Source organism: Paenibacillus sp. FSL R7-0652, from assembly GCF_038595045.1.
Taxonomy (GTDB): Bacteria; Bacillota; Bacilli; order Paenibacillales; family Paenibacillaceae; genus Paenibacillus.
In genome coordinates, this window is the sequence record NZ_CP152001.1 from 4,746,429 (window position 1) to 4,772,008 (window position 25,580).

Here is a 25,580-nt window from a genome sequence, read left to right on the forward strand (position 1 = left end):
ATCTTATCTTAAACACATCAAGCTGGTTCAATCAGATCCAGCCCCGATCCAACTCTTCCCGACTATCATATATACACAGCTCATATTGTTGCTTGATCAGTTCAATTTGATTGCTTTGCAAAATGTTATGAATTTCCTCGACGCTACGATAAAAGTGATCCGCATGTTCATATTCTCGCACAGTCACAAATCGGATACTACCATCCTTATGAAGAGAATTACGGGAGATATGACCGCCTGTACCCGCACATATTTGCTTCAGTCTGTGCACATCATCCACCTGCACTTTACCATGCCATTCAAAATAGGGTCTGGACTGAGGCACCATCGGTTGTTTGAAAAACCGTTCCTCCTTAGCCGGTATCTCTACTTTTGTACGTACCACAGTAAACCCGTTATTCCTAAATGTTATTGAAATCTCTTCAATGACACGCTGTACATCCTGAAAATCCTCGCTATGGACAATGCTCGTAATCATGGGTTGATGGATGTGCTCTCCCTGATCGAGCTCGATCAGGACCGGTTTTACATTCTCTTCGCTGCAGATACGGATAAAGATTTCTTTTTCCTGCTGGCTCAGATCACTTAGGGTAACATGAAATTCAAACTCCATTCGTTCACAACCCTCTTTCCTCCAACGTGCTTATACTAGATTAACTCTACCTTTATTATAGTAAAACCCAAAATAGTAAAAAACCAAATCTTCTCTGCAGATAGAGTCGATTTGGTCTCCTTTAAACACCACAGCTATACGCAACACAGTCTTACTCCGCTTTCATTGAAACTCACCACGGTCAGGCCGTCTCATGTTGGTTCTTCGGCTCCGGCTCGTAGACCTGAGTATGCTCGTTCTCTTCGAGCAGCCACTCCACTGGCCCAGGCTTGCGAACCTTCCACACCAAAGCCTGAACACGCAGTGATCTTCTCACCCAGGACAGAGAGGTGCAGCGCTTCTCCGATCGAACCACTAGCCCCCAATGAATGACCCGGGCAAGCCATGGATTCACATATTCATTGTGTTTGCGCACCGATGGCAGTTCATCCTGGAACAATCGCTGCTTAACATCCATCGGCGGCTGACCACAGGTCCAGTAATGAAGCAGGGCGGACAGACTATAAATATCTGACATCGGCCCTTGCACGGATCTTTCTGAATAAAACTCAAGCGGCGAATATCCTTTGGAGGTGAAAATAGCCTGCTTGATTCCGGTCTGTGTCGGCCAGCGGACAGCTGAACCAAAGTCCAGCAGCTTCGGCGTACCATCTTCCATCACCATCACATTGGATGGTTTGACATCCCGATGAAGAATGCCTTGTTTATGTATGTAATCCAGTGTGTCCACCAGCGGCAGCAGCGTATCTGTAATAAATTCTGCCTGAAGTGCATGGTTGCGCTCATTCAAATAATCTGTCAGCATCAAGCCGGTACAGTATTCCGTGACCAGGTACCCGGTATCATTAGCCTCAAAGTGATCCACATACGAAATAATGTGCGGATGGTTTAGCGAGGACAGCAGCTCCCCTTCCTGAAGAAACGCAGACAGCAATTCCTGAAATTGTCCGCCATATCCTCGGGATGCACAGTACACCCTGCGTTTATCCGTCTGACGTGCAGCGATTCGCTCAGGGAAAAACTCCTTGATGGCCACTTTTGTACCTGTATGCCGATTCCGTCCAACATACACAATCGCCAGCTCACTGCAGGTCAGAACCTGCCGTACCTGATATGTATCATTTAAAATGACATTGCGCTGCAGTGCCATATTCCAATTATCTTTTCTCATAACAAACCTCTTTTCAACCTTGTCGATCGGAAGACTTGCCGCATGACTTTGTTATTGATCCATCAACTCATCATGGATGAGTCCAACCGGATGGCCGTTCATCGCCAACCATCTATATAAACCAAATCACGAAGTTTGAAACATTTCTTCGTAGAAAGTCTTCATTCGTTCAAGCTTCCATAATCCAGTCCGAAGATGTGTCTGCACACTCTTCTATACATAGTATCGACAGAAGGGGCAGTTTCTTTAATTCATTCGCAAAAATGCGAACTGCCCCGTGTTCTCAACGCTGCGTTTTATTGATCTTTCTAAGTCATTTTGCAAACAATCGGTACTGCTTCTAGTAGTGCCTGCTTAAAAATTGCTGAATTTCGGCATTCATCTCCTGCAGCACATCCTGAGACGGAAAATGCCCTGTATCATACTTGATTGCCTGTACGTTCGGAATAATCTGACGGGCACGATCAATGCATTTATCCCCCGGGAAATAGACATCCTTCTCCCCTACCAGCAGCAGTGTCGGCGAGTTATAGTTGATAAGCTCTTCTCGTTCCGCAAGTTTAGGCAAATCCTGCTCCAGACTGACGTATTTGAAAATTTTACCAATCAAGTTTTTATCTGCTTCCTTCATACAATGGCATGACAGATTATCCGTGATCTTTTGCAAAGAAGCTGGCGAAGAAGTCATACGGTACTTGACGAGTGGAAGTGTAATATCATGAGCAGTTTTCATTCTCGAATTGAGAGCGAGACCCGCTGGCGCCACCAAAACCGAACATGCAATGCGCTCTGGGATATAAGTAGCCAGTCGAAGAATAATGCCGCCGCCAAAAGAGGGACCAATAAATGCACTTTGTTCGATCTGGTAATGGTCCAGTAGATCGGATACCCACAAGGCCAAGCTGTCAAAACGTGCCGAGATGCTCGCTTCCTCGCTGTACCCGGGATGGCCAATCGTATCCGGTGCAATGATCCGATAGGATTGGAATAAGGAAGAGAACCAGGACAGTGTCATCGGATTCACACAATTGCCGCCCTGAAGAATAAATAATGGCTTGCCACCTTCCGGTCCGGTTAACAAAACATGCGTTTTTCCGAAACGTGTCTCCACATACTCTCTTGTAAATCCTTCACCCAACTCACTCAAATAAATTTCGTACTCTTCGAGAATACTGCTCTTTCCTTCTTCACTTCTATAAATGGAACTCATGTCTGCCTCCTGCAATGTGTACTCATATCACCTTTTCCAGTGATAGACCGGGACAATCCCCGGCCTAAAAGATAAGGAGGGCCTGTGAATGACAGGCTCCTCCATATGTGCGACTTATCATATGCTGATGATTATAGAATGGAAATTGGAAATTGTAAATATCGATTCTAATAGACAAGCCTGGTTCTTTTTTTGAAGGGATAAAATGTGTTACTTCCGGCCGTAGTCCGCCTTGATTTCACCCCATTGTTTCGTTTGCCATTTCAGCACTTTATTGGTATACGTATTTGAACGAAGCCACTGCTCAGCCCGATCAATCATCAACCAGATCTCCTCAGTCGAGCTGTCCCGCGGCAGAGTTGTGGCGACTTTCTTCTGTTTAAGCCACTTCATTGCATTAACCGAATCGGTGTATACCGTTTTGCTGCTGCCTTCTTTTTTAAGATGAGCCAGTGCATGCACAATAGCCAGAAATTCACCCAGATTATTGGTGCCTTTCGAGATTGGTCCAACGGAAAAAAGCACCTCACCTGTGCGGGTATCCACCCCTTTGTATTCGACTGGTCCTGGATTACCGCGTGTCCCTACATCAACGGAGATGCTGTCATACTCAATTTCCTCCGATGTTTCCATCCCGGCACTTCTACTGCTGCTGCTGGCCTTCGACTTGGACTTCGAAGCACCGCCTGCTCCTCCCGCACTTGAACCCCAGTTCCCTTTCCAACCCGCACGGTACGCCGCTTCGGCTGCTTCTCTCGATTCGTACGATTTATATTTGGCTCCGGCATACTGATCCGTCTGTGCTTTGCATTCCGCCCATGTTGCATATACGCCCGGCTGCTTTCCTTCCCATACAACATAATATTTTTGTTTTGCCATGCGTAAACGCTCCTTTATTCACTGCATCAATACCTTATTGTAAACGATTAGGAGAGGTAATTGATAGGTTTCAATCTTTTTCTACTGGTACATTATCGAGGTCGAATTTAGCAAATCGAAATAATTTCTATAAAAATCATTGTTTTCTAACAAATATTCATGATTGCCAATATCCTCAATTTCTCCATTTTTCAATACAATAATCTTATCCGCATCTCGAATTGATGAAATCTTATGTGAGATAATGATTCTAGTGCAATGGATCTCTTTTAGATAATCATCAATTTGCTTTTCATTTTTATAGTCCAATGAACTTGTCGCTTCATCAAAAACGATGAATTTAGGATTATTTATAAGTGCTCTTGCAATAGCAATTCTCTGCCTTTGTCCACCCGATAAATTGGTACCTGACTCAGATATTAATGTGTTAAACTTCATAGGCATACTCATAATATCATTGTAAATGTTAGTTTTTCTAGAGATATTGATTAAATGTTCCTCGTCTACCACGTCACCATGGAGTATAATATTTTCTTTTATACTTTTGTTAAAAAGAGTAATTTCCTGTGGAACGACTCCAATTAAACTTTTCAAATAACTGGTCTCCATCTCAAGACTGTCATATCCATCAAAGTACACGTTTCCGGAGGTTGGTGGGTACAGCCCAACTATAATTTTAGCTAATGTACTTTTTCCACTCCCACTTTCTCCAACTAACGCAACTTTTTCTCCAGCGTTTATTTGTAATGTTATTCCATTCAAAACATTTCTTTTTCCATATTTGTAGCTTATATTATCGAGGCATATATTTCCTTTTAATTCAGGCTTTATCCCCTCTCGGTTTCCTATTTCTTCGTCCTCAACCAAAACATCATGGACTCTATTTAAATACAAAGTTGATGCAACAAAAGAAGAATATAGCTGAAATAAAGACTTACATATACCAAATAATTGAATAGATAAAGAATACAGCATTACAACTACTCCAATGTTGATTGTCCCTTGAAAATAAAGATAGCCTCCTAGTCCAATAACAAGTAATGGAGAAGCAGTTTCAAATGCCCCTATTAAAGTTTGCATGTAATTCGAATAATTTTCTTTTGCTTTAATCGATGCAATGAAATTATCTAATTTTTTCTTCCATTCCATATAAACTTTTGATTCAATCCCGTTGATTTTTATGGAAAACATATTAAATATCATTTCATTTTGATAGGATTGCAGCTTCGAAGTATTCATTACTTCATTATTAGTGAATTTAGATAAATACGTCCTATTAACTAGCAAAAGTAAGCTGTATATTATAATTAAAACACAACAAAACAATGCGATCGTTGGGGAGAAAAAAAACATATAGACAATCATAAAAGCAAGAAAAAATAAATTCATTGCGCTTGTAATCACTTCTGTCGAGAGTGTACTCCTAATAATCCTTATGCTGGAAGCACTATATAAAATATCTCCTGATGAACGAAATTGAAAAAAGTGATACGGCAGTTTCAATAGATGAGAAAAGAAATCGTCCATGAATTTATGATCGACATTATTATTAATATATAATACTGATTTTCCCTGCACTAGTTTTATAATAGTTTGGAAAGCTACAACCAACAAGGCAGCAATTAATATACTGTTTATATTAATTCCATCGTTACTTAACCGATTGATAATCTCTTGTATAAAGTAACTTAATATTAGCGTTATCCCATACAACAATAATGAGGAGATTAAAAAAATCATCATGGATCTTTTATTCATAAATATATACTTAAAATAAGAATTCCATATATTCTCCCTTTTCCGAACTTCCGTCTTTTCAGTTGTGCTAACTTCTATAATGTAGTTACTAAATTTGCTGTTAAATTCATCATAGGGTATTCTAACCTTATCCGGTAATCCTGGATCGAATATCCAAACCCCTTTTTTATCAAAATTTTCAATAACCACAAAATGATTTTCTTCCCAGTAAGCTATGCAGGGTAAACCAAAACTTTTAGTATCACTTGCTTCAATTTGAAAAACTTTTGCTTCGAAATTCAACCCCTCGAAGATTTCCATAATATTCAACAAACTCAATCCGTCTCTGCCTGTTTTGCCCATTTCTCTCAATTCTTTAAGAGTAACGCTGTACTTGTGAAAATCACATATCATGGCTATGCAAGAATATCCACATTCTGTCTGATGGATTTGTCCAACCATCTTTATTCTTCTTTTCACTTTAGGCTCTCCCAATATATTAGTAATTAATGAACGGCATCAAACTTCTAAATAAAGAATATTAGGAACATCATCGTTTAAGATAGAAATTAAAAAGTATACCAAGCCTGCTTCCCCTAAGAACAGCCCCATAGACTCAGCATCTGCTCCCAAACCACCAATGTAAGCATCTCCATTTTTGGGGAAATTAATTTCTTTATCACTTATAACATCTTTATGCTTCAGAATCAGGAAATTTCCAAGATACCCATGACACAAGGAATAATTAGTAAACTTTCCATACGAGTTTACAGAATTACTTTTCAATTCTTCCAGCATTAACTTATTTTCAGGTAAATTATATTTCATTACACTCCTCGCATACAACATACCTATAGAACCTTGACACCAGTAGTCCTCACTATACTTATTATCATTTTTCCTAGTATCATGCCACTTGTGCATAATTGGATCATATTTCTCGTTTTCCATATCGATAAGTGCCACAATTATATCTTGAGGAATATTACTATGTGCTGAAGCAGTATCCAGCGCAAAGGCAATACCTGTATAGCCGTGAGCGAAACCTGTACGGTACTCCCCAGAGGACAGTTCAACTTTTACAGCATTTATAATATACTGCGCAATCTCTTCTATATTTTTACTCAATTCTTTATTTTCCGAATTTTTGTTGACTCTGCACAAAACCACCAACAAACTGCTTAACCCACTCGTAAAATCGATCTCCACCTCATCCGGTTCGATCATACGTATTACTTTATTGGAATATCGGACTGCCAGCTGTCCTGCTTTAGATATTAAAGCTTCTTCATTTCTTAATTTCCCCAAATAGAGATATGTGAAAATAATAGAAGCGGTGTTACCAAATCCACATATACTATTTTCATGCTCAAGTATTTTCTCTTCATTGGTTATAATGTCCTCAAGTAATAATAAATAAAAGGGTTCATATTTTTCATGATTAACATATTTAGAAAGCAAACCAAATAAAATACACATTCCTGAAATGCCATCATATAAACCGTACATCATGTAGCCTAATTTAGCTTTATGATCACCATCATTAATGTGTGAAAACCATTGAATCCGACCGCTTGGCAGCTTTGTAGAATTCTTTAATATGTGCTCTGCCCAATAATCTATTTGTTCCTTAACAGCAGCTTTGTCTTCAACGTGTATTTTCAGCGTTTCTTCTGGAGCTATATATTTAGAGTCAACATCCGCTTTTGTTAATTCGAATTTCAGAGATAGACTGATAATTTTAACCTGAAATTTCAAATCAGCGTTATTTAGTGATTGAATTTTCTGAACTGCATTGGAGAGTGGTGATTCTTTAAAATAATCATCCATTTGAATATTATTAATCCTCAAAAATTTACGTCCTATTAAAGTATGAAAATAGGGAACGTCTTCATTTTCCAAACTTTTTATCTCTTCTTTTATAGCAGCAATGGGGAACTTTTGAGAATCCGAATCGAACAATAAATTAAAAAGCTCTTTCCTCTTTTCATTGCTTACTAAATATTTAGGATATTTGGACATTGCAAGAAACTCAGCATATGTTTGAGTAGGCCTTAAAACCACTCTTATTTCATCCATATTGAAAATTTCAAGAAGCGTTGTAAATTCATCTTTAGAAGACCTTATTAAATTATATAAATATGTAAACCCCTCGCAGATTTCATCAACATAATAAAATGCTTCTTTTTTCTCCCCTTTGAAAGATGGAATATTTTTCTTACCCGTTACTACAAATGGTTTTTTGGCAAACTGCATCTCATCACTATTAGCATTCATCAACTGTAGATCAGTGTGTATATTAGATACTTGTCCATCTTTTCCTGATAATCCACTTATCTCGAAATCTAATAACTTTCCATAATCCATAGGAAGCATCATCGTAGACAATACAGATGACTGGTATGAAGCCGTAAGTTCGTCCCCTTCAGAAAGTTCTATATTTGAAAAAAATGTTTCGATATCGATAAGAACAGGGTATGACTCATCTGCTATTAAATTTTCATAATGAAAATCACTAGCATTGAGCACATACATAAGAGCTAAATTCATACCCTGTCTATAATAAAAATCAAAAGCCGAATCTTGACTTTCTAAGTCTCTATTACTAACATATTCTTGCCACCCATACTCTCGTTTATCAATGAGTTTCGGACACCTTAAATATTGATTATCAGTGATCCCTTTAGAATTAATCCAATTCAATAGTACATTAAAGTGCTTCTCTAAGCTAAGTGACTTAGGTTTGTATACAAACTTCCCAACAGAAGTTTCTATTATTTTTACACTTTTTCCTTTTCTATGAGAATCACCCATCCCAAATTTATACCCTAATATTGTGAAATTATTGTCAAAAAAAACATTCTTAATCTCTTCATAATCTTCTTCTATTTTTGTAAGTATAAAGACATGTTCTTCCAAGATCTGATTTACATTAATCGTTATTAATGGGACTAACTCTGAATATACTTCTAAAATCTCAAAAAAACCTTTCTTAGAACCTAATATTTGTTCTACAAAAAAGGAATAACGTTCTTCTTTTGTTTCTCCGAGCAGCGAACCAGTTACTCGATTAATATTCAACTCTGTTAATAAAATATTTGAACAAATTTCTTTAATCTTATTTATAAATTCATCTTGAATGATATCGAAGTAATTGTAATTAATTTTAGTCGAATTCCTAATTGCTGCAAATTCACTCTCAATCAGGCGTTTTATTAAATATCTAAAAGGATTATAAAAAGTATAGAAGTATTCATCAGATTCTGAACCCATTCTCTCCTTCACAACAAAAAAGTCTTGAAGAATGCTTAGCAGCTCTTTATTATTTTTTAATATCGGGAAGGTAACGCTATTCATCATCTCAGCTCCTTGTCGTTCATGAATAAGTTTAATCATACAAAAAGAGCAAATTATCAAGTGTTAGTACGACTTTGACTAATTTGCTCTTTTCTAAAAAATTAAAATTTCAAAAGATTAGCACTTACTGCTGCAAGCTGTTGTTGGACATAATGCTGCAGTAACTACACCACAGATCCAAGACGATGTAGTGATCGGAACTGCAGCTCCCACTTTATCATGCAGTTCACCGACTTCTTTTTCACAAATAAAAGTGTTGTTCTCCAAAATTTCTTTTCTAATTTCGCGTTTTGTCATTTGAATGTACTTCCCTTCGTGTCATATTTTTTAGTTATACTATGTTAACTTTTTGTCAAAGTCGTACCCATAATTATTTTCACTTTCCACCGCCTGATTAAGCAATGATATTTTTCTTTAATTCAGACGGTGGTTTGTGCACAATATTACTCAATCTATCTAATTGGAATATAAGTCATAATATTTACCTTTAAGATCCATAAGTTCATAATGGGTTCCTTGTTCAACTATTTCTCCGTTTTCCATAAAATAAATACGATCGCAATTTTTTATACTATCTAATCGATGAGCAACAATAATAGAAATATTTTCTTGACCGAGAATGTTATTCATTATTTTTCTTTCAGTTATATAATCAAGATAACTTGTGCCTTCATCAAATATCAGAACAGTTGGATTGTTTAATACAGCTCTTGCAATAGCAATTCTTTGTTTTTGGCCACCAGATAAATCCATACCTGAGTCTGTAGGGACTGTATAATATTGCATAGGAAATTTGGATACATCTTGATCTAAGCAAGCAGCCTCTGCTGCCTTTTTTACGTCTGCCTCATTATAACCATGTCTTTGTGCACGTATATTTTCAAGAATCGTATCTGCATATATATGCATGTCCTGAAGAACGCAGGAGATTTGCTTACTTAAAGAAACAGCAGCTATTTCATTAGCCGGCACGTCATTATAAAAAATAGGAAGATTTTCTTCTCTATACAGTCCAGACAACAATTTCACTAGTGTACTTTTACCACAACCGGTCGAACCTACAAAAGCTATTTTCTCTCCGCTATTAATACAGAGATTAATATTCTTTAAAACCAGATTTGCATCCTTGGAATACGTGAAATTTAAATTTTTTATCTCGATTTTCTTTATTTTATCTATTTCTCTAACTCCTTGAATTTCTTCAGGATGCAGCACAATATCATTTATTCTCTCTATAAAACTTGAATTGACAATATATTCACTATATGTGTTTAGCACTTGAGCTATTAAAGAAATCGACATAATGGTAAAAGTTTGAGCTATGATAATATCGCCTAGGGTTACTTCTTGATGTATAAACAAATAAAATCCAACAACGAGCAGCAGTAACGGAATTATAATGTTAACGGTATTTCCAAATGTAGCGAGAATACCCTGGTAAAATTGTTTTCTTTTCCTAATATTCTGCAGCTCAGAAAAAATATTTTCCCATTTTGAATATATTTCATTTTCAGACCGCATTACCTTTGTCAGTTGAATCGAGTGCAGTGTCTCTATTTGGATACCATTAGATTGTGAGTTCAACGTAAATTCTTGATGACCCAATTCTTTGATTTTATTGGATAAACTAATAATAAGAGCTTGGTTCAGTACTAATAACACAATGTGTATAAAGAATAATTTCACTGATATTGAACAGACATATCCAATTAAAATTATAAATAATCCAATATCAAAGAACATCTTTATATATTTATCCAAAAGAAAATCTTTTAGGAGGTTCACACTACCTAAGCTGGTCATTAACTCTCCATTAGTTCGTGATTCAAAAAATGAATACGGTAAGCTCAATGTTTTTTTAAATGCTTCAGACACTATTTTTTTTTCGGTATCCACACGAAGAGACAATGAGATAATTTCACGAATGAACACGGCTGCACCTACAACTACAAAAAATAACAATAAAACGATCAGAAAATCATTAAAAGTTCCTATATGCTGTTCAAGATTAGTACCATTTGTTAAACCCGACATACGGTTAATTATTATTTTTGAAAACTCTGCTGAAAAAATAGTGATTAGATACATAAAGATCGATAGTACAACACTTAATACTATTTTGCCTGCTGATGATTTCAAAGAGAAAATAAAGAAATACCATTTTTTGAAAAATCCGATATCAGAGATCTTCAAAGAGTCTTCTAATTGATGAACTTCCAATAATATGTTGTTGAAATGAGCAAGTATATCTTTTTCAGCATATGAAACTCTACCCAATTCAGGATCAATTATGGAATATCGATTATTTTTTATACCTTCTAAGACGACGAAATGTCTATTGTCCCAAAAAAGAATAGCTGGAAGTTTCAACTTTTTTAATGTGTCTGACACATCTGAAGTCTTTAGTTTCAGCACTCTAGCCTTAAAATTGTACTTTTCAATATATTTCTTTATATGAAATATATTAACTCCGTCTCTAATCGAACCAATCTCATTACGGATATCTCTTAATTGAACATTACAGCCATGGAAATCCAGTACCATTTTGCAGCAGCAAAGCCCACATTCGTTAGGTTGTAATTGTCTTATTACCTTGATTCTCTTCATTTAGATACCTCATAGAAGCAATCTTTTATTCACCTTTTTATGAAGCCGTGCAATTCACGCTAATTTATCCTTTGGAGCTTTTCATCAGCATCGCTTAAATATTTATAGCGTAAAAAAGTCAAAAGTTTCCTCTGGGTACAAATGATCCAATACCGAATATCCCCAACCTGCTACACCGATCAATAACCCTAAGGATTCTGAATGAGATAGTACTTGTTTTTCCCATTTTTTATCTATAGTTTTGTGATAAATACTGGTGTACGTTGTATTACATTGTTCAAGAAGTTTATTATCTCCAAATACCTTTGCGTATTTTTGAATGATTTTTAAGCTTCCTAAATCCCCATGACAATAAGATGGATTCGCTCCAAATCCTTTTTTGATGACAATATCAACTAAATTTCTTATATAACTTTCATCTTTCAACATTTTTGAATTGCATTCTTTAGCTGTTATTTGTGTTAGTAACAAGCCTGGTGCTCCATGACACCATCCATATGAATATTTTTTAGATCCAGGTATATTTTCCCAATTATTCAACTCATCATCATACGCTGTATCTATATAATTGGATATCTCATGTAAAAAATCGCTATTTACAAGTTCGTAACCTAGAATTTCATTCTCAATTGATTTTAATTTTATTAATGATGCTAATATTCCTGCATTACCATGAGCATAGCCAACATAGGCTAATGTGTTTTTGTTTTCCCAATAGCAAGTATTTCCCTTACGTACAGCATTCGTGTACAAATTCGAGTAGGATTCTTCTAACAGTGGGCGGATATGTTCCCGATAATCAGGATATATGTTATCTAAAGCAATCAAACATGTGATTAAACCACTAGAACCAGAGAAAAGATCATAATTATTACTCTTTTTCACTAATCTATTCAGCCTTTGCAGCGATGTAGACATAATCTCTTGAAAACCTTCAATAGGTATTATTTTGTTAATGACCGCTATACTTAATAACAAGCCACTAGTCCCGTTGTAATAACCAGTATTACCATTTTCATACAATTTTTCTTGTTTCAAAAATCTAATATTATAATTTATCGCTTTGTTAACAATCTCTTTATACTTTTCATTTCCTGAGAATTTATAAAGTTGAGCGAGAAAGAGAGCAATTCCAGCATTACCCAAATAAACATCATTCCCTACAGGTCCAACACCAAATTCGGATTCTTCTTTACCTAGAATCGTAGTACTAATCCATGTAACAGACTCTTTATTAGCATGAATTGCTCTTTTCAACAATAAATCGCCAATATTTTCGATAAGTTTTTCGGCTCTCTCCAACTCAATACTATTTTTTTCACCTTCTAAAGATCCAAAAACAATATCTGTTTTATCCCCCTTGTATTCCTTTAGCCGCATTGCTTGATCAATCAAAGTTTTCTGATTATCTAGGTCATCCAAGGACATCCTATTTATTTTTTGAAGTGAGCTTTCCAATGGAGTCTTGTCTGAGAGTACACCTAAAATATTATTATCAGAGTCCATTATTTCCAAACTGTTAGTATTCGTATAAAATATAGGCACATCGTAATTCATCAATTGATTGTACTCACTGTACACAAAAGATAGTTGATTCTCACGTTCAAAAGACAATTTAGAGAAGAGTATTTCTCGATTCGTTTTATTGCCTATAATATAAATATTTTTACTTAAAAGTAATAATTTTGAGTATAAAAAAGTTGGACGCAGAATCACTCTGATTTTTTGATTACTGAAATATTTGGATACCATGTTTTGGTAAACGGTCTTGTTATTCAGAATCCATTTATAAAAATATTCGAAACTTTTTTGCATTATTATATTCATTTCAAATATTGTAGAATCATCAATCTCTTTGATTGGATTATTCTCACTCACCCCATTGAATCCAAATTTCCTGACATGCCTTGGTTCTCCATCTGCGTCAATGCTAAATTCCGAGAACTTAAACGGTGAAGTTTTTTGTTTTTCTGCACCAATCCCACCGATTTCAAGAGAATAATCGTCTGAGTCATAATTTTTAACAATTTTTTTTGGCAGTATTCCTACATCCAGTACAGTAGGGTCAGAAGATTTGATAATTTCTAAAAAGCCATGATCATACAAATTTTCATTTAAAAATATATTGGAGTGAAAAAGTGATTCTAGATCAACTAAAACAGGATCTTTCCCGTGCGCAATGATATTTTCACTGTGAAAATCTGTTCCATTCAATGTATACATAATGCATAAGATATAGCCTAATTTCTCATAATATATTTCCATTTCTTCCTGATTTTCAACGAGTTTGTGTTCTACTTCCTTAAAGTAAGAATATTTAAGTTCACTGATCACTTCTGCCCGTTTAAAATTGAATTTTTCATTGTATGTAGACAATTCGTCCATAAAGTCAAAAAAATTAATATCAAGCTCTCCGGTTCTCGGCTTGTAATAAACATTCCCTTGATCGAATTCAACTTTTGCTACACTTCTACCATTGGAATGTGTATCACCACTTCCGATCTTGATATCTTTCAATTTAAAAGATGAATTAGATGAAGGTAATAAAGATTGTATTTTGTTAAAGTCTCCTGTTATATTACTAATGATTTCTTCAATGTATTCCAAATAGTGGTTAATCCTTAAATTAATAAGAGCGAACAAGTCAGGATATAATATCTCGCATTGACTTCTAAAACGTTTGGTATGGAAAACTTCTTCGATAAAGATTTGAAGAGCTTTCTCACCATTTATTTTTTTAAATTTGGTGTTATTTTCCTTAAAATAAAGTGTGGCTTCATCAATTAGAAAATACCACAAATCATTCTCTATGATTTTCTCCAACTGATGATGCTGCGATTCACTAAATTTGTCTTTGTCCATTAGAAATTCACAAGACCCAATAATGTTATTCAATCTACTCAAGAATAGATCAAACTCTTTCTTGAAAAAATCTTGTTTCTCTTGATCTGATTTAACAGATTCGATATTGATTTCTTTATGTGCATTCTCACTATTAATTTTTTCAACTAACCTATCTATATCATCACCGAAAAAATGTTTAAGATGCGACTCTAAATCGCTTTCATTTTGAATATTAAGTATTGATTTCCAAAATGGTATTACATCCTCTTTAGTCAAATTCACGATAGTTCCTCCCTAAGATCTTGATAAAATTAGCTGGGTATATGTATAGCCTAATTCACTTAGTTACAAGCGCGTTGACATTCTTTCGACAAAGTACACCATCCGCCTTGATTACCTAAGAAATTGCTGAGTGTAAACGTATTCGTCGTGCATCCACCTTGGATACTGATATCGACTTCAGTGATCTCTTCTGCTAACACAGGAGATAAAAACTCTAAATTTTCTTTTTTATTAAAAGCAACAAAAGGATTTCTATCGTTAACCATTACAATCACTCCCAGTTTTTAGAATATATACCCAGCTGACTTACATTATAAGTCATTTTTTTACTTTATCAATAGTTTTTTTGTTTACATTCACATTTTTAAGGAATAAATTCCATTTCTCTGCGACACATTATGAGAATTATTTCATCTTTTACGCATCATTTTGAACAAAATCTTTTTCTTAAAAAGACTGCTAAATCGGGCAGAATTGAAAACATCTCGTGACTATAGGGACAATAATTAACTCGAACCACGCTGCTGTTACCCTTTCAAAAGTCACTATGAAAATTGTAAGAATTATGTTTGGTCATACAACCTTAAAAGATCCACAGCAAAACAGGTTTCGGTAATCTAGACTACCGTCGTCAGCTTTGCTGTGGATCTATTTAAATTTCACAATATGCTGTTTTAACCAAATAAGATCAATTGGATTATATTTCTTTTTTGTTGAAAATTGAATTCCCTATCATAAATGTGATCAAAAAATAAATTATAGCTTCTAACCAATTAAACAACACACTTCCAGCTGAAAAAGATATATCGTTAGTCATTCTAATAACAGGAAATACATTCAAATAAGGTTTGATTATAGGAATTAAATTTTCAAAATTCCCAAAGAAAACAGGTATAACATATAATAAGAGATAGTATTTAATTAAATTGGAAATTATTTTCTCTTCTGTAAAACAAAGCATAACAGATACTGAAAACGCTGCGATAAGAAGAGGAATGGTTTGAACTATACTTTTAAAAAAAATCGTTTGTTCATTGGGATCTTTATGTACTATAAGTGACTCAATAGTAAAAACAATAAGAAGCAAATCAATAATACTAATTAAAATTAATACAGCAAGTATGATAATATATTTTGATATATACATACTTCTCCTGCTTATTCCTGAAGAAACCACATTTTTAAACGTACCATTGGAATACTCACTCGAGAACAAATAAATGGTTAGAAAAGGAATGAGTAAAATAAGACTGTTAAAAGAAAGCCTGCAAAATCGATATATAAAACCTGTATTATTATATTCGAAATCAGGATTGGAAAGCCCAACGGACCATACTAGAAAGACTCCAAATATAGGAATTGCGGCTATAATAAAAGGCAGAAAGTATATAAGCTTTTTAGATTTTATTCTGTATACTTCACTTTTAAGATAATTTTTCATTATCCATGCCCCCAACTAAATTAATAAAATATTCTTCCAAAGAGTCCGTTCTCTCATGAATAGATTGTATTTTTTCGTCAGCCTGCAGGATAATTTGGGATATACTTGAAATATCGATGTGCTTACCAGAAATTTTGATATCCATATTGTCTAGAAGCGTTACTTCGTTGTTCTTGAAGGTATCTTTCAAAATCGGGAATATTTTATTGTAATTCAGAACTTTTATGATAATTGAATTTTTAGCAGTACTCCTGAAATCCTCCACACTGATTTCCTCAATAATTTTACCGTTATCAATAAATCCAATTTTTGTAACCAGATGTTCTAACTCAGACAAAATATGGCTGGAAATTAGTATAGTCGTCTTTGATTTTTTGTTTATTTCCAGCAATAATCTCCTTATTTCTTTAATTCCTATAGGATCTAATCCGTTTGTAGGCTCATCTAAAATTAAAATTTTAGGATTATTTAGTAGAGCAAGAGCAATTCCGAGTCTTTGCTTGTTCCCCAGAGAATATTGTTTGAACTTTTTATCCGCAAATTTTATTAAATCTAAGTCATTTAGTATTTTTTCAATGCGATTTTTCTCTTTGATTCCTTTTTGAATTCTATAATATTCTAGATTTTGCCTACCTGTTAATTCGGGGTAAAATGCGGGATATTCTATCAAAGTACCAATGTCCCCCCATTGCTCGGAACCTTGTTTGAGGTTTTTCCCGAACAATTCTATTCTGCCTGAGTATTGAGTAGATTGACCACACAAAACTCGGAGCAAAGAGGACTTACCGGCCCCATTTTTTCCAATTAATCCATAGATATCGCCTTCGTTAATACTTAGGTTTACATTATTCAAAGCCAATGTATTACGATAATGTTTATTTAAATTTTCTGTTTTGATTAATGTAGTCATCGTTCTTCGCCCCTCTCAGTTTTTAAAGTCCCTTATATAGTAATAAGCGGCTGATACTGCTCCAACGAGAACTGTGAGTGCAAAGCACATATAAATGATTTGCTTGTAATGCAGCATATTATTTGGGACTAAAAAAACAAACAGAGTGAATAAAATGATAAGTGAAATAAACATCTTATTCGTCACATTGAGCCGGATTTGTAAACTATATTCATCTTTTTTTCCAATTTTGTTCAAAAATAAAGTGTAAATGACTATACTCACTATTCCTATACATGTAATTACACCTATAAAAATGTTGAAATTGCTGCTAACATCTAACCAGCGATCTAAGTTATTCATCATCCCCAGATTCCCCCTTTTTATATATAAAAATCTCCTCAACACTTACCCCAAAAAAATCAGCAATCTTATACGCCAAAAGTAAAGATGGAGAATAATTATTTTTTTCCATAACAAAGATTGTTTGTTTTGAGACTCCCACAACTTTTGCAAGATCACTTTGGGACATTTTTCTCAAAACCCTGAACTCGTAAACTTTGTTTAAGATTTGATCAGATTTATTTTCCAATATTGATCACCCCTTCCATTCCGATTGTAAAGTATTTATTTAAAAAAGTAAAGTTTGATTATACTTTATGAAGTTAATCAAAGAAAAAGACCTATAAGATTTTCAAAAAATCCTATAAGGTATAAAATTCAACCAGAAGCTGGATGATTCCGTATATAGGTATGGATCTCATCCATTCTTTTGGTAAACGTTGGCTTGTTCGTATCTTGGAACGGAGTGGGATTGAGTTGGTTCATTCACGTTGAGGTAATTGTCTGATACCACTTCTCTAAGAATCATTCTTTCGTACATTCTTTCGTACTTTAAGAAGGAAAAGATTAGCACAAATTTCTTTACTATACATTTTTCATAAATGACTTAAGAAGCTTTGCTCTTGACATTAGTTTGATATAAAACTATATTACAGATATGAAAACAAGAGATGCAGTTTCACTTATATCCAAAATAAAAGAGAAAACCAGTCGTTTTATTTTGACAGAAATGGCCTCGCAGGGCATCCATGATCTCGCGACTTCTCATGGTGATATTATCTATGCGCTCTATAACCATCAGCGAATGACGATGGCGGAGATCGCCAAGAAGATCCGTAAGGATAAATCAACCGTAACCGCGCTTGTGGATAAGCTGGTGCGAACCGGATATGTGCTCAAAGAGCGTGATGCAGCTGATTCACGTATTGTTCATGTCGCTTTGACAGCCAAAGGCGAAGCATTAAAGCCGGCTTTTGAAGATATATCGCAGCGGATGCTGGATACTTTTTATGCCGGGATTACAGATGATGAGAGAAGAGAACTGCTTCGCATTTTAATTAAAATTCACGACAATTTCTAATTTTTTTTGGATTAATAGTTTGATATCAAACTAATCAAAAGGAGAATTTACTATGACTGATTATACGCAATTCCTGCCTGCACACGAAATATATCAGATTGGAGAGAACGATTTATGTGTTGAACTGTACCAGGGAAATCCGGCAGCCAGCTCCAAAGCAGCCGTCTCGCGTCCCCCCCTTCTATTTGTCCACGGAGCTTACACAGGCAGCTGGATGTGGAGCAGGTATATTCCCCATTTTGTAGAGCATGGGTGGACTTGCTGTGCATTGAATCTGAGAAGTCATTATAAGAGCCGGGTGATGGATTTGAGCCGTATTACGGTTGACGATTACATGAAGGATATACGGGAGGTATTGTCTTTTGTTGCTGCACCTCCTATACTGATCGGCTTCAGCATGGGCGGAATACTCAGCCAAAAGATTGCAGAGACGGCTGACCTGGCAGGTTTAGTTGTCATTGACTCCAGCATAAGCAGAGAAGTCCATAATGCCCTTCCCTATCCTGTTCAGGACCGGATTAATCCGGGGATCATTATGCCGGCACCTTTACGTGAGGAGTCGGAAACGATCGATGAGACGGCAGAAGATATCGCTTTTCAGCGCCGGTATCTGCAGATGGAGTCTGCTGAAGCCTTCCGTACCTTTTCCGTCCTCTGCGGGGCTGAAGGCATATCGATCGATGGCAGCCGAATCGCTTGTCCCAGTCTGGTCATCAAAGCGGTATTGTCGGAGGATGAGAACCAGAGAGGACGATTGACTGCCGATCAGCTTGGAGCAAGTTATGCAGGACTCTGGGATACCACACATACAGGCCTGCTTGTTGGTCAGCGGTACAAGGAAGCGGTGGATATAATCCTGGAGTGGCTTGGTTAATCAAATATATACAGAGAACTGTCCCTTACTGGCCAACTTCTGCCTGGGACAGTTCCTATTCTTGTCTAATGTTAATCACACTTTTGAACCCTGCCGCGGTCTTTAGCCATTCTGAAGCTGGCCCCACATCCACATGACACTTTGGCATTTGGATTGTTCATCGTAAATCCTCCAGTCATGCCGCTTTCTTCATAGTCAATCTCCAGGCCGTCAATATAAGGAACGCTGTGCCTGTGAACCATGATGCCGAATCCATCTTTGTGCAGCACGATATCTTCTCCAGTCTGCTGATCATCGACTACAAGTGTATAGGATAAACCGCTGCACCCTCCTTCACTTACGCCGACACGAAGAAATGAAGCCTGCATATTGGCATCGGACAAGATTTGCAACATTTTAATGGAAGCACTCGGAGTGACCTCGATGTTCATCTTTTTTCCTCCTTTGTTAAAGTTGTTTTAAAAATTATGCAGCCTTGTCCACTCGATTAAACAAGGGATAAAGCTCGCAAGGGCGGCCCCTTTAGGTGTAAGTTCATAGAAAATCCGTCTCTGCTCTGTACAACTTATTTTCCGGACTAATCCGTCCTGCTGCAGATCCTTCAGACGTCGGGTAAGGACCATCTCCGAGATCAAAGGTATACTTCTGGCAAGTTCACTGAACTTTTTTGGTCCTTTATAGAGCGTAAATAAAATATGAATGGTCCATTTCGTTCCAATGATGCGGTAAGCTGTAAAATGTTTTTCCGTCTCCTCATGCGGCAATGATCGGAAACCTCCTTTGGTAAGCCGTCCTTCCTATTTCGTTTAAATGTCTGGATATCCAAATATGGTCTATTTCATAAATGTTTGAACCTTAAATAGTATGTATACAGCGTATCCGGATACTTAGTAAACATTTTTGTTTATAATGTATAAACTATCGTGAAGCTTTGACTTTGTCAACATTTTTGTTTAAAATGTAGGGGTTAACGCGCGTTTCATGCTTCAACAAAGGAGGTACCTTATGAACGAAAACCAAACGAAAAAAGACGTCTCGACTCGAACACGGCGGGCCATCATTGATGCATTGAAGCACCAAGGGGGCATGGATGTCACCTCTCTTTCCTCTCAGTTTTCCCTGTCTGGCATGGCTATTCGTCAGCATCTTAATGCCCTGAAAGAGGAAGGGTTTGTCACTCATGTGGAAGAAACGCGGCCTATGGGTCGTCCGACCAAACGATGGATTTTGACACCTGCAGCAGATCAATTTTTCCCCAGCGGTTATTCGGATTTATCTGTCAGCCTGATTCAATCCATGAAAGAAGCTTTTGGGGAGGAGGGGCTCAATCAACTGCTGGCTGTCCGCAATCAAAAGATTCAGAAACAATATGCCCAGCATCTTGAAGGTGCAGCAAATGTCAGGGAGAAATTGGAGAAGCTGGCCGAGATTCGAACGATCGAGGGTTACATGGCAGAGGTGAAAGAACAGGAAGATGGCCGTCTTTTATTCATTGAGAAGCACTGTCCAATCTGTGCAGCTGCCGCGGTATGTACCGGATTATGCAAAAATGAACTGCATTTATTCAGGACGGTTCTAGGAAATGAGGTTCAGATTGAACGGGGAGAATATATGTTGGCGGGAGGAAGAAACTGCATTTATACCGTTGTCCCTGTTAAAAAGTAATTAAAAAAGCAACCTCCTTGGAGATTGCTCTTTTGCCATATCGTCTATACCTTTGTTCTTCATTAGAAATTGTTCTTCAAGTGAAAAGAGTTATTCCTGATCTCTCTTCTTCTTTTTGAACATGTAAATTAGGGATACAATCAGAAACCACACTGGTGTAACGAATAAGGCTACCCGGGTATCCTCTGCGAGCGCCAATACGATAATGACAAAGGCCAGGAATGCCAGAATTAGAATATTGGACAAGGGGTACAGCGGCAGTCTGAACCGACTTTGACTTGCTAATTCAGGCTGTGTACGCTTATAGCGCAGATGGCAGATCACCATAATGCCCCAGACGAAAATAAAACATACTGTGGATACACTCGTAATTAGTGTAAATACACCTTCCGGCATAATGTAGTTCAGCACAATCGCAGCAAAGATTACAACGGTAGAGAAGAACAGTGCATTGGCTGGAACTTTCCTATTGTTTACACGTGCAAATGATTTGGGAGCATTATGATCTTTCGCCATGGAATATACCATCCGGCTTGTACTAAAAATAGCACTGTTGCATGCCGATGCCGCAGACGTCAACACAACAAAATTCACCACACCGGCTGCTGCAGCAATACCTACCGCTGCAAATACCTGCACAAAGGGACTTTCGGTTGGCACGATCGCATTCCAGGGATAGATACTCATAATAATCAGCAGCGCTCCTACATAGAAAAGCAGTACCCGAATCGGAATCTGGTTAATGGCTTTGGGAATAACCTTTTCCGGATTTTCCGTTTCTCCTGCGGTCAGTCCTACAAGTTCCATGCCAACAAAAGCAAATACAACCATCTGAAACGATATGATAAAACCATGCATTCCATTCGGGAACCAGCCTCCGTGACTCCACAGATTGGTGAAACTTGCAGGACCCTGATTGGTTGTAAAACCTGTAAAGATCATATATAAACCGACCACAATAAGAGCCAGAATAGCCAGCACTTTAATCAGGGCAAACCAAAACTCCATCTCCCCGAACAGCTTGACCGTAGCCAGATTCATCACCAGCAGGATGACTAGCGCAATCAATCCAGGCATCCACTGGGGTACATTCGGAAACCAGAACTGCGTGTATAGGCCAACTGCCGTAATATCTGCCATCGCAATAGAAATCCAGCAGAACCAGTAGGTCCAGCCCGTAATAAATGCTGCCATATTTCCCAGGTAATCACGAACAAAATCTACAAATGAGTGATACTGTAAATTGCTCAGCAGCAGCTCCCCGAGCGCCCTCATAATGAGGAATAATACAATGCCTGTGACAATGTACGCCAGCAGAATCGAAGGCCCGGTGAGTTGAATGGTTTTGCCTGCCCCAAGAAATAGCCCGGTTCCGATCGCTCCTCCAATAGCCATCAACTGCACATGCCTGTTCTTTAGTCCTCTTGTTAATGTTTCTTCCTGCATGGTACACCACCACTCTCTTTCTGCGCATGCTCTCTGTGATGCAAAAATAATATACCATTAAATATATAATAATCTGTCCAGAATACCTATCATTACTTTTCATAAATCCGTATGGAAAAAAGACCCTATTCAACGAAAACGGTCTGCTCGCTGCGGATATATTAAACCTCAAAGAAAATTCTTTGGTGAGCCTGATTTTATAAACTGATATTATAAGCATTAAGCAGTTAATCTATAACGCTTAAATTTATCTGTGCGGAAGACAATCCATAATTAGCAGACAAAGTCCTTCATTTGAATTAAAATATGGACAAGTACTATTTTGAGTATTATAAAAAGAGTGCTGCATTCGTTGTTAAAATTGTTAGAGAATATAAATGCATCAAGATTTGGTTCTCATTACATTTCGCGCCATAGAAACTTGTGCGGTAAACGCAAAGAGGAGGTCCCCATATGAAAAACAAAATTCCTTTTGGCCTGATCATTCTGTCTGTTGCAATCGGCGGTAGTGTTGTCACTCGATTCGGACATGGTACTTTTCAATGGGTATATTCCATTACAGGCATTTTGATTATTACACTGAGTTATTATTTTCTCTCTAAAAAAAGGGCGTGACCTCGCTTATATACGTGAATTAGGTAGTCCCCATAAAAGGGCCGCCTTTCTCACAAACGAAAAGCAGCCCTCCTGATTTTATGCATATAGATCGTTACATTTATTTCTGCTTATAAAATTCATGATACAGCTTCATCAGCGCACGCTTTTCAATCCGCGAAACATAACTGCGTGAAATGCCAAGCTCTTTGGCGATCTCGCGCTGGGTACGCTCTTCTCCGCCAGCTTCCAGGCCAAAACGCCCAATGACCACTTCTTTCTCCCGATCATCCAAAATGTCGAGGTTGCGGTAAATCTTACTCTTTTCGATTTTGAGCTGCACACGGTCTACCACATCATCCGCTTCGGTGCCGAGGATATCAATTAATGTAATTTCATTTCCTTCTTTATCCGTACCGATAGGATCATGAAGAGATACGTCTTTGCGTGTTTTCTTCAGTGATCTTAGATGCATCAGGATTTCGTTTTCAATACATCTCGCAGCAAATGTGGCCAGCTTGGTACCTTTTCCTTGCTGAAAGCTCTCGATGGCTTTGATCAAACCGATCGTCCCGATTGAAATCAGGTCCTCCTGATCTTCGCCAGTATTGTCAAACTTTTTGACGATATGCGCCACAAGACGCAGATTGTGTTCAATAAGCAGATTGCGCGAGTGGGCATTGCCTTCAGCCATGAGGCGCAGATGTTTGGCTTCGTCATCCTCAGCAAGCGGCTGGGGAAACGCATTATTTTTGACATACGAAACGAGTAACGTTAATTCTTTAATGAACAGGGCTATTGCGGTAAACAATCCGGGCACAGATGACACCTCCTGCAGTTTTACAACGCGATCTGGCCTGAGCTCATGAGGGAACAGGGTCGATCTATTGTATGTGGGCAGGGGCCCAGAAGTGCACGTACATTTAAATCTGTCTGGAAATAAACGAAACTTGCAGAAGAACACATACCTTAAGGGAAATCTATTTCACACACTCACGGTAATGATGGAACCTACTCGCTGCAGCAGCAGAAACTCTTTTTCCACGCTTTCAATAAAATATGTTCTTTCCCCAAACAGAACTACGTCATGCTGCGCCAGCGGAACCTCGCTTTTGAAATAGATAACATTGTCTGTTTCCCGAAATGCCCCTTTATAATAAAACATCGTGATTGCATGCCTCTCTTTCATGTATATGTCTATGTACATTTCATTGTATACTATACTATCTACCCTTCCCATCTGCTGCTGCCCCACAAGGACTGAAGTCGTCTTAATCTTAATCCGGCGTAACCTCTTTCCGCCCTACCAGCGTCAGCATCTGCGTCGAATAAAAATACATAAAGCCCCAGGCGCTGCACAAGACAGGCCTGAGGCTGATCATCATTCGAACGCATGCACCCATAATAACAGAGAATGCTTGAAATTGAACCTTCGAATGATACTTTTAGATGGAGATTGTGAACTATTTAAAAATACGCTGCGAGAACTGATAAAGGCCGCTGTTCCAAACTTTTGGCTCATGTCCGCCTACATCTTGATACCAAATGTGTGGAACGTTCATACTGCTAAGACCATTTTTAAAGTTCTGGCTCACCCACAACAGGCCATCACTTCCGCCGCAGGATATCCAGAGCAATTTCAGTTTGCTGGCAGCCTGTCCAGGATTCGTGATCAATTGGTTCACAGGCTTCGTATTCGGTGCTGCCGAGAAGGCACCTACATAAGCGAACGTATCCAGATTCTTCAACCCAAAGTTGAGAGATTGTCCGCCACCCATGGACAGACCGGCAAGTGCACGATTGTTCTTGTCTTTGTAAACAGGATAGTTTGCCTCAATATGAGGAATGAGGTCCTTCAGCAGATCCTGCTCGAAACGCTCAAATGCCGCCACTTTATCGGGTGCAAAAATGTCACCAACAGGGCGATCATCCTTCATTGCACGGCCATTCGGCATAACCACGATCATCTGAGACAGTTTGCCTTCCGAATACAGGTTGTCCAGAATGTTCTTCGGCTTCATCGCATTAGCCCACTCGTACTCATCCCCGCCAATACCATGCAGGAGGTACAGCACGCTGTACTTTTTATTAGGTGAATATCCAGGCGGCGTATACACCATCGCTTTCCGTGCATTGCCAACCGTCGTTGAATTATAGGTAATGAGGTTCATATTCCCATGCGGAATATTATTGCGATAGCCATCATAACCCGGTGGTGCCGGTACAACCTGACTGTTAGCCAGAGCATTTTGTCCATTGCTGGCAGCAGCGTTCTCCGTTCCCAGATCAATAACAGCCTGAGTCGGGCCCGCAGCTGCACTTTCACCCGTTTCTGCGGCAGATGCCATGGTTGGCACAAGGAGTGCAGCAGCAATTGAAAGACTCACAATACGAGACAAACGTTTTTTCATCAATATCATTCTCCTTTAACATTCGATTTCAAATCGTAATCACCTTACGGTCCAGCCCTTCAACAACAACCAAATTGAAAGCCCTTACATAATGAAATATAATTCCTCCCTTCTGTACCTAATCATGTCTCTACCAA

24 protein-coding genes are annotated in these 25,580 nt (G+C 37.6%); 4 read left to right on the top strand and 20 right to left on the bottom strand.

Annotated features, from left to right (window positions below; all coding sequences use genetic code 11):
* Positions 1–31: 31 nt before the first annotated feature.
* The 14 genes from MKY97_RS20790 to MKY97_RS20855 form a co-directional block, all read right to left on the bottom strand.
* A complete protein-coding gene (locus MKY97_RS20790; RefSeq protein ID WP_342552174.1) occupies positions 32–613 on the bottom strand; it encodes a hypothetical protein in 582 nt (193 codons plus the stop codon).
* A gap of 181 nt (positions 614–794) precedes the next feature.
* Complete coding sequence (locus tag MKY97_RS20795; protein WP_342552175.1) at positions 795–1,784, bottom strand: serine/threonine-protein kinase; 990 nt, start codon at positions 1,782–1,784, stop codon at positions 795–797.
* Positions 1,785–2,124: 340 nt separating this feature from the next.
* The gene (locus tag MKY97_RS20800) at positions 2,125–2,994 is read right to left on the bottom strand and encodes an alpha/beta hydrolase (protein WP_342552176.1); all 870 of its coding nucleotides are present in this window, start codon (positions 2,992–2,994) and stop codon (positions 2,125–2,127) included.
* Positions 2,995–3,204: 210 nt separating this feature from the next.
* Positions 3,205–3,873: a ribonuclease H family protein gene (locus MKY97_RS20805; RefSeq protein ID WP_342552177.1), complete on the bottom strand. Its 669-nt coding sequence runs from the start codon at positions 3,871–3,873 to the stop codon at positions 3,205–3,207.
* Positions 3,874–3,954: 81 nt separating this feature from the next.
* Complete coding sequence (locus tag MKY97_RS20810) at positions 3,955–6,090, bottom strand: peptidase domain-containing ABC transporter (protein WP_342552178.1); 2,136 nt, start codon at positions 6,088–6,090, stop codon at positions 3,955–3,957.
* 39 nt (positions 6,091–6,129) lie between these two features.
* A complete protein-coding gene (lanM, locus tag MKY97_RS20815; protein WP_342552179.1) occupies positions 6,130–8,970 on the bottom strand; it encodes a type 2 lanthipeptide synthetase LanM in 2,841 nt (946 codons plus the stop codon).
* A gap of 114 nt (positions 8,971–9,084) precedes the next feature.
* Entirely contained in the window at positions 9,085–9,264 is a 180-nt protein-coding gene (locus MKY97_RS20820; RefSeq protein ID WP_342552180.1) for a class II lanthipeptide, LchA2/BrtA2 family, read from the bottom strand.
* 159 nt (positions 9,265–9,423) lie between these two features.
* Positions 9,424–11,574, bottom strand: a complete 2,151-nt coding sequence (locus tag MKY97_RS20825) for a peptidase domain-containing ABC transporter (RefSeq protein ID WP_342552181.1) — start codon at positions 11,572–11,574, stop codon at positions 9,424–9,426.
* 102 nt (positions 11,575–11,676) lie between these two features.
* A complete protein-coding gene (gene lanM / locus MKY97_RS20830) occupies positions 11,677–14,700 on the bottom strand; it encodes a type 2 lanthipeptide synthetase LanM (RefSeq protein ID WP_342552182.1) in 3,024 nt (1,007 codons plus the stop codon).
* 59 nt (positions 14,701–14,759) lie between these two features.
* Entirely contained in the window at positions 14,760–14,966 is a 207-nt protein-coding gene (locus MKY97_RS20835) for a plantaricin C family lantibiotic (protein ID WP_342552183.1), read from the bottom strand.
* 431 nt (positions 14,967–15,397) lie between these two features.
* Positions 15,398–16,141, bottom strand: coding sequence for an ABC transporter permease (locus MKY97_RS20840; protein WP_342552184.1), 744 nt, complete (start codon positions 16,139–16,141; stop codon positions 15,398–15,400).
* The gene (locus tag MKY97_RS20845; protein WP_342552185.1) at positions 16,125–17,051 is read right to left on the bottom strand and encodes an ABC transporter ATP-binding protein; all 927 of its coding nucleotides are present in this window, start codon (positions 17,049–17,051) and stop codon (positions 16,125–16,127) included. The genes MKY97_RS20840 and MKY97_RS20845 overlap by 17 nt, the downstream gene beginning before the upstream one ends.
* Before the next feature lie 15 nt (positions 17,052–17,066).
* The gene (locus MKY97_RS20850) at positions 17,067–17,396 is read right to left on the bottom strand and encodes a hypothetical protein (RefSeq protein ID WP_342552186.1); all 330 of its coding nucleotides are present in this window, start codon (positions 17,394–17,396) and stop codon (positions 17,067–17,069) included.
* Positions 17,386–17,625, bottom strand: coding sequence for a helix-turn-helix transcriptional regulator (locus tag MKY97_RS20855; protein ID WP_342556407.1), 240 nt, complete (start codon positions 17,623–17,625; stop codon positions 17,386–17,388). The genes MKY97_RS20850 and MKY97_RS20855 overlap by 11 nt, the downstream gene beginning before the upstream one ends.
* A gap of 477 nt (positions 17,626–18,102) precedes the next feature.
* Between MKY97_RS20855 and MKY97_RS20860 the strand changes: the two genes are divergently transcribed.
* On the top strand, positions 18,103–18,453 hold the full coding sequence (locus MKY97_RS20860) for a MarR family transcriptional regulator (RefSeq protein WP_342556408.1): 351 nt from the start codon (positions 18,103–18,105) through the stop codon (positions 18,451–18,453).
* A gap of 52 nt (positions 18,454–18,505) precedes the next feature.
* Positions 18,506–19,327, top strand: a complete 822-nt coding sequence (locus tag MKY97_RS20865) for an alpha/beta hydrolase family protein (protein WP_342552187.1) — start codon at positions 18,506–18,508, stop codon at positions 19,325–19,327.
* 71 nt (positions 19,328–19,398) lie between these two features.
* On the opposite strand, the gene MKY97_RS20870 is transcribed toward MKY97_RS20865, so the two are convergent.
* Together MKY97_RS20870 and MKY97_RS20875 are read right to left on the bottom strand one after the other, a co-directional pair.
* Positions 19,399–19,758: an iron-sulfur cluster assembly accessory protein gene (locus MKY97_RS20870; RefSeq protein ID WP_342552188.1), complete on the bottom strand. Its 360-nt coding sequence runs from the start codon at positions 19,756–19,758 to the stop codon at positions 19,399–19,401.
* A 27-nt stretch (positions 19,759–19,785) separates the two neighbouring features.
* Positions 19,786–20,091 (bottom strand): helix-turn-helix domain-containing protein, encoded by a 306-nt coding sequence (locus MKY97_RS20875; RefSeq protein WP_342552189.1) that lies wholly within the window; start codon positions 20,089–20,091, stop codon positions 19,786–19,788.
* Positions 20,092–20,332: 241 nt separating this feature from the next.
* Here MKY97_RS20875 and MKY97_RS20880 point away from each other — a divergent pair, with 241 nt between their 5' ends.
* Positions 20,333–20,992, top strand: coding sequence for an ArsR family transcriptional regulator (locus tag MKY97_RS20880; RefSeq protein ID WP_342552190.1), 660 nt, complete (start codon positions 20,333–20,335; stop codon positions 20,990–20,992).
* 90 nt (positions 20,993–21,082) lie between these two features.
* On the opposite strand, the gene MKY97_RS20885 is transcribed toward MKY97_RS20880, so the two are convergent.
* Positions 21,083–22,438, bottom strand: coding sequence for an amino acid permease (locus MKY97_RS20885; RefSeq protein ID WP_342552191.1), 1,356 nt, complete (start codon positions 22,436–22,438; stop codon positions 21,083–21,085).
* Between the two features lie 453 nt (positions 22,439–22,891).
* On the opposite strand from MKY97_RS20885, the gene MKY97_RS20890 reads away from it, so the two are divergent.
* Complete coding sequence (locus tag MKY97_RS20890) at positions 22,892–23,053, top strand: hypothetical protein (RefSeq protein ID WP_342552192.1); 162 nt, start codon at positions 22,892–22,894, stop codon at positions 23,051–23,053.
* Between the two features lie 100 nt (positions 23,054–23,153).
* Here MKY97_RS20890 and sigK read toward each other — a convergent pair whose 3' ends face one another.
* The 3 genes from sigK to MKY97_RS20905 form a co-directional block, all read right to left on the bottom strand.
* On the bottom strand, positions 23,154–23,852 hold the full coding sequence (gene sigK / locus MKY97_RS20895; protein WP_090915017.1) for an RNA polymerase sporulation sigma factor SigK: 699 nt from the start codon (positions 23,850–23,852) through the stop codon (positions 23,154–23,156).
* Positions 23,853–24,017: 165 nt separating this feature from the next.
* Complete coding sequence (locus MKY97_RS20900) at positions 24,018–24,197, bottom strand: hypothetical protein (RefSeq protein ID WP_342552193.1); 180 nt, start codon at positions 24,195–24,197, stop codon at positions 24,018–24,020.
* A gap of 298 nt (positions 24,198–24,495) precedes the next feature.
* Complete coding sequence (locus MKY97_RS20905; RefSeq protein WP_342552194.1) at positions 24,496–25,443, bottom strand: alpha/beta hydrolase-fold protein; 948 nt, start codon at positions 25,441–25,443, stop codon at positions 24,496–24,498.
* Positions 25,444–25,580: the final 137 nt, after the last annotated feature.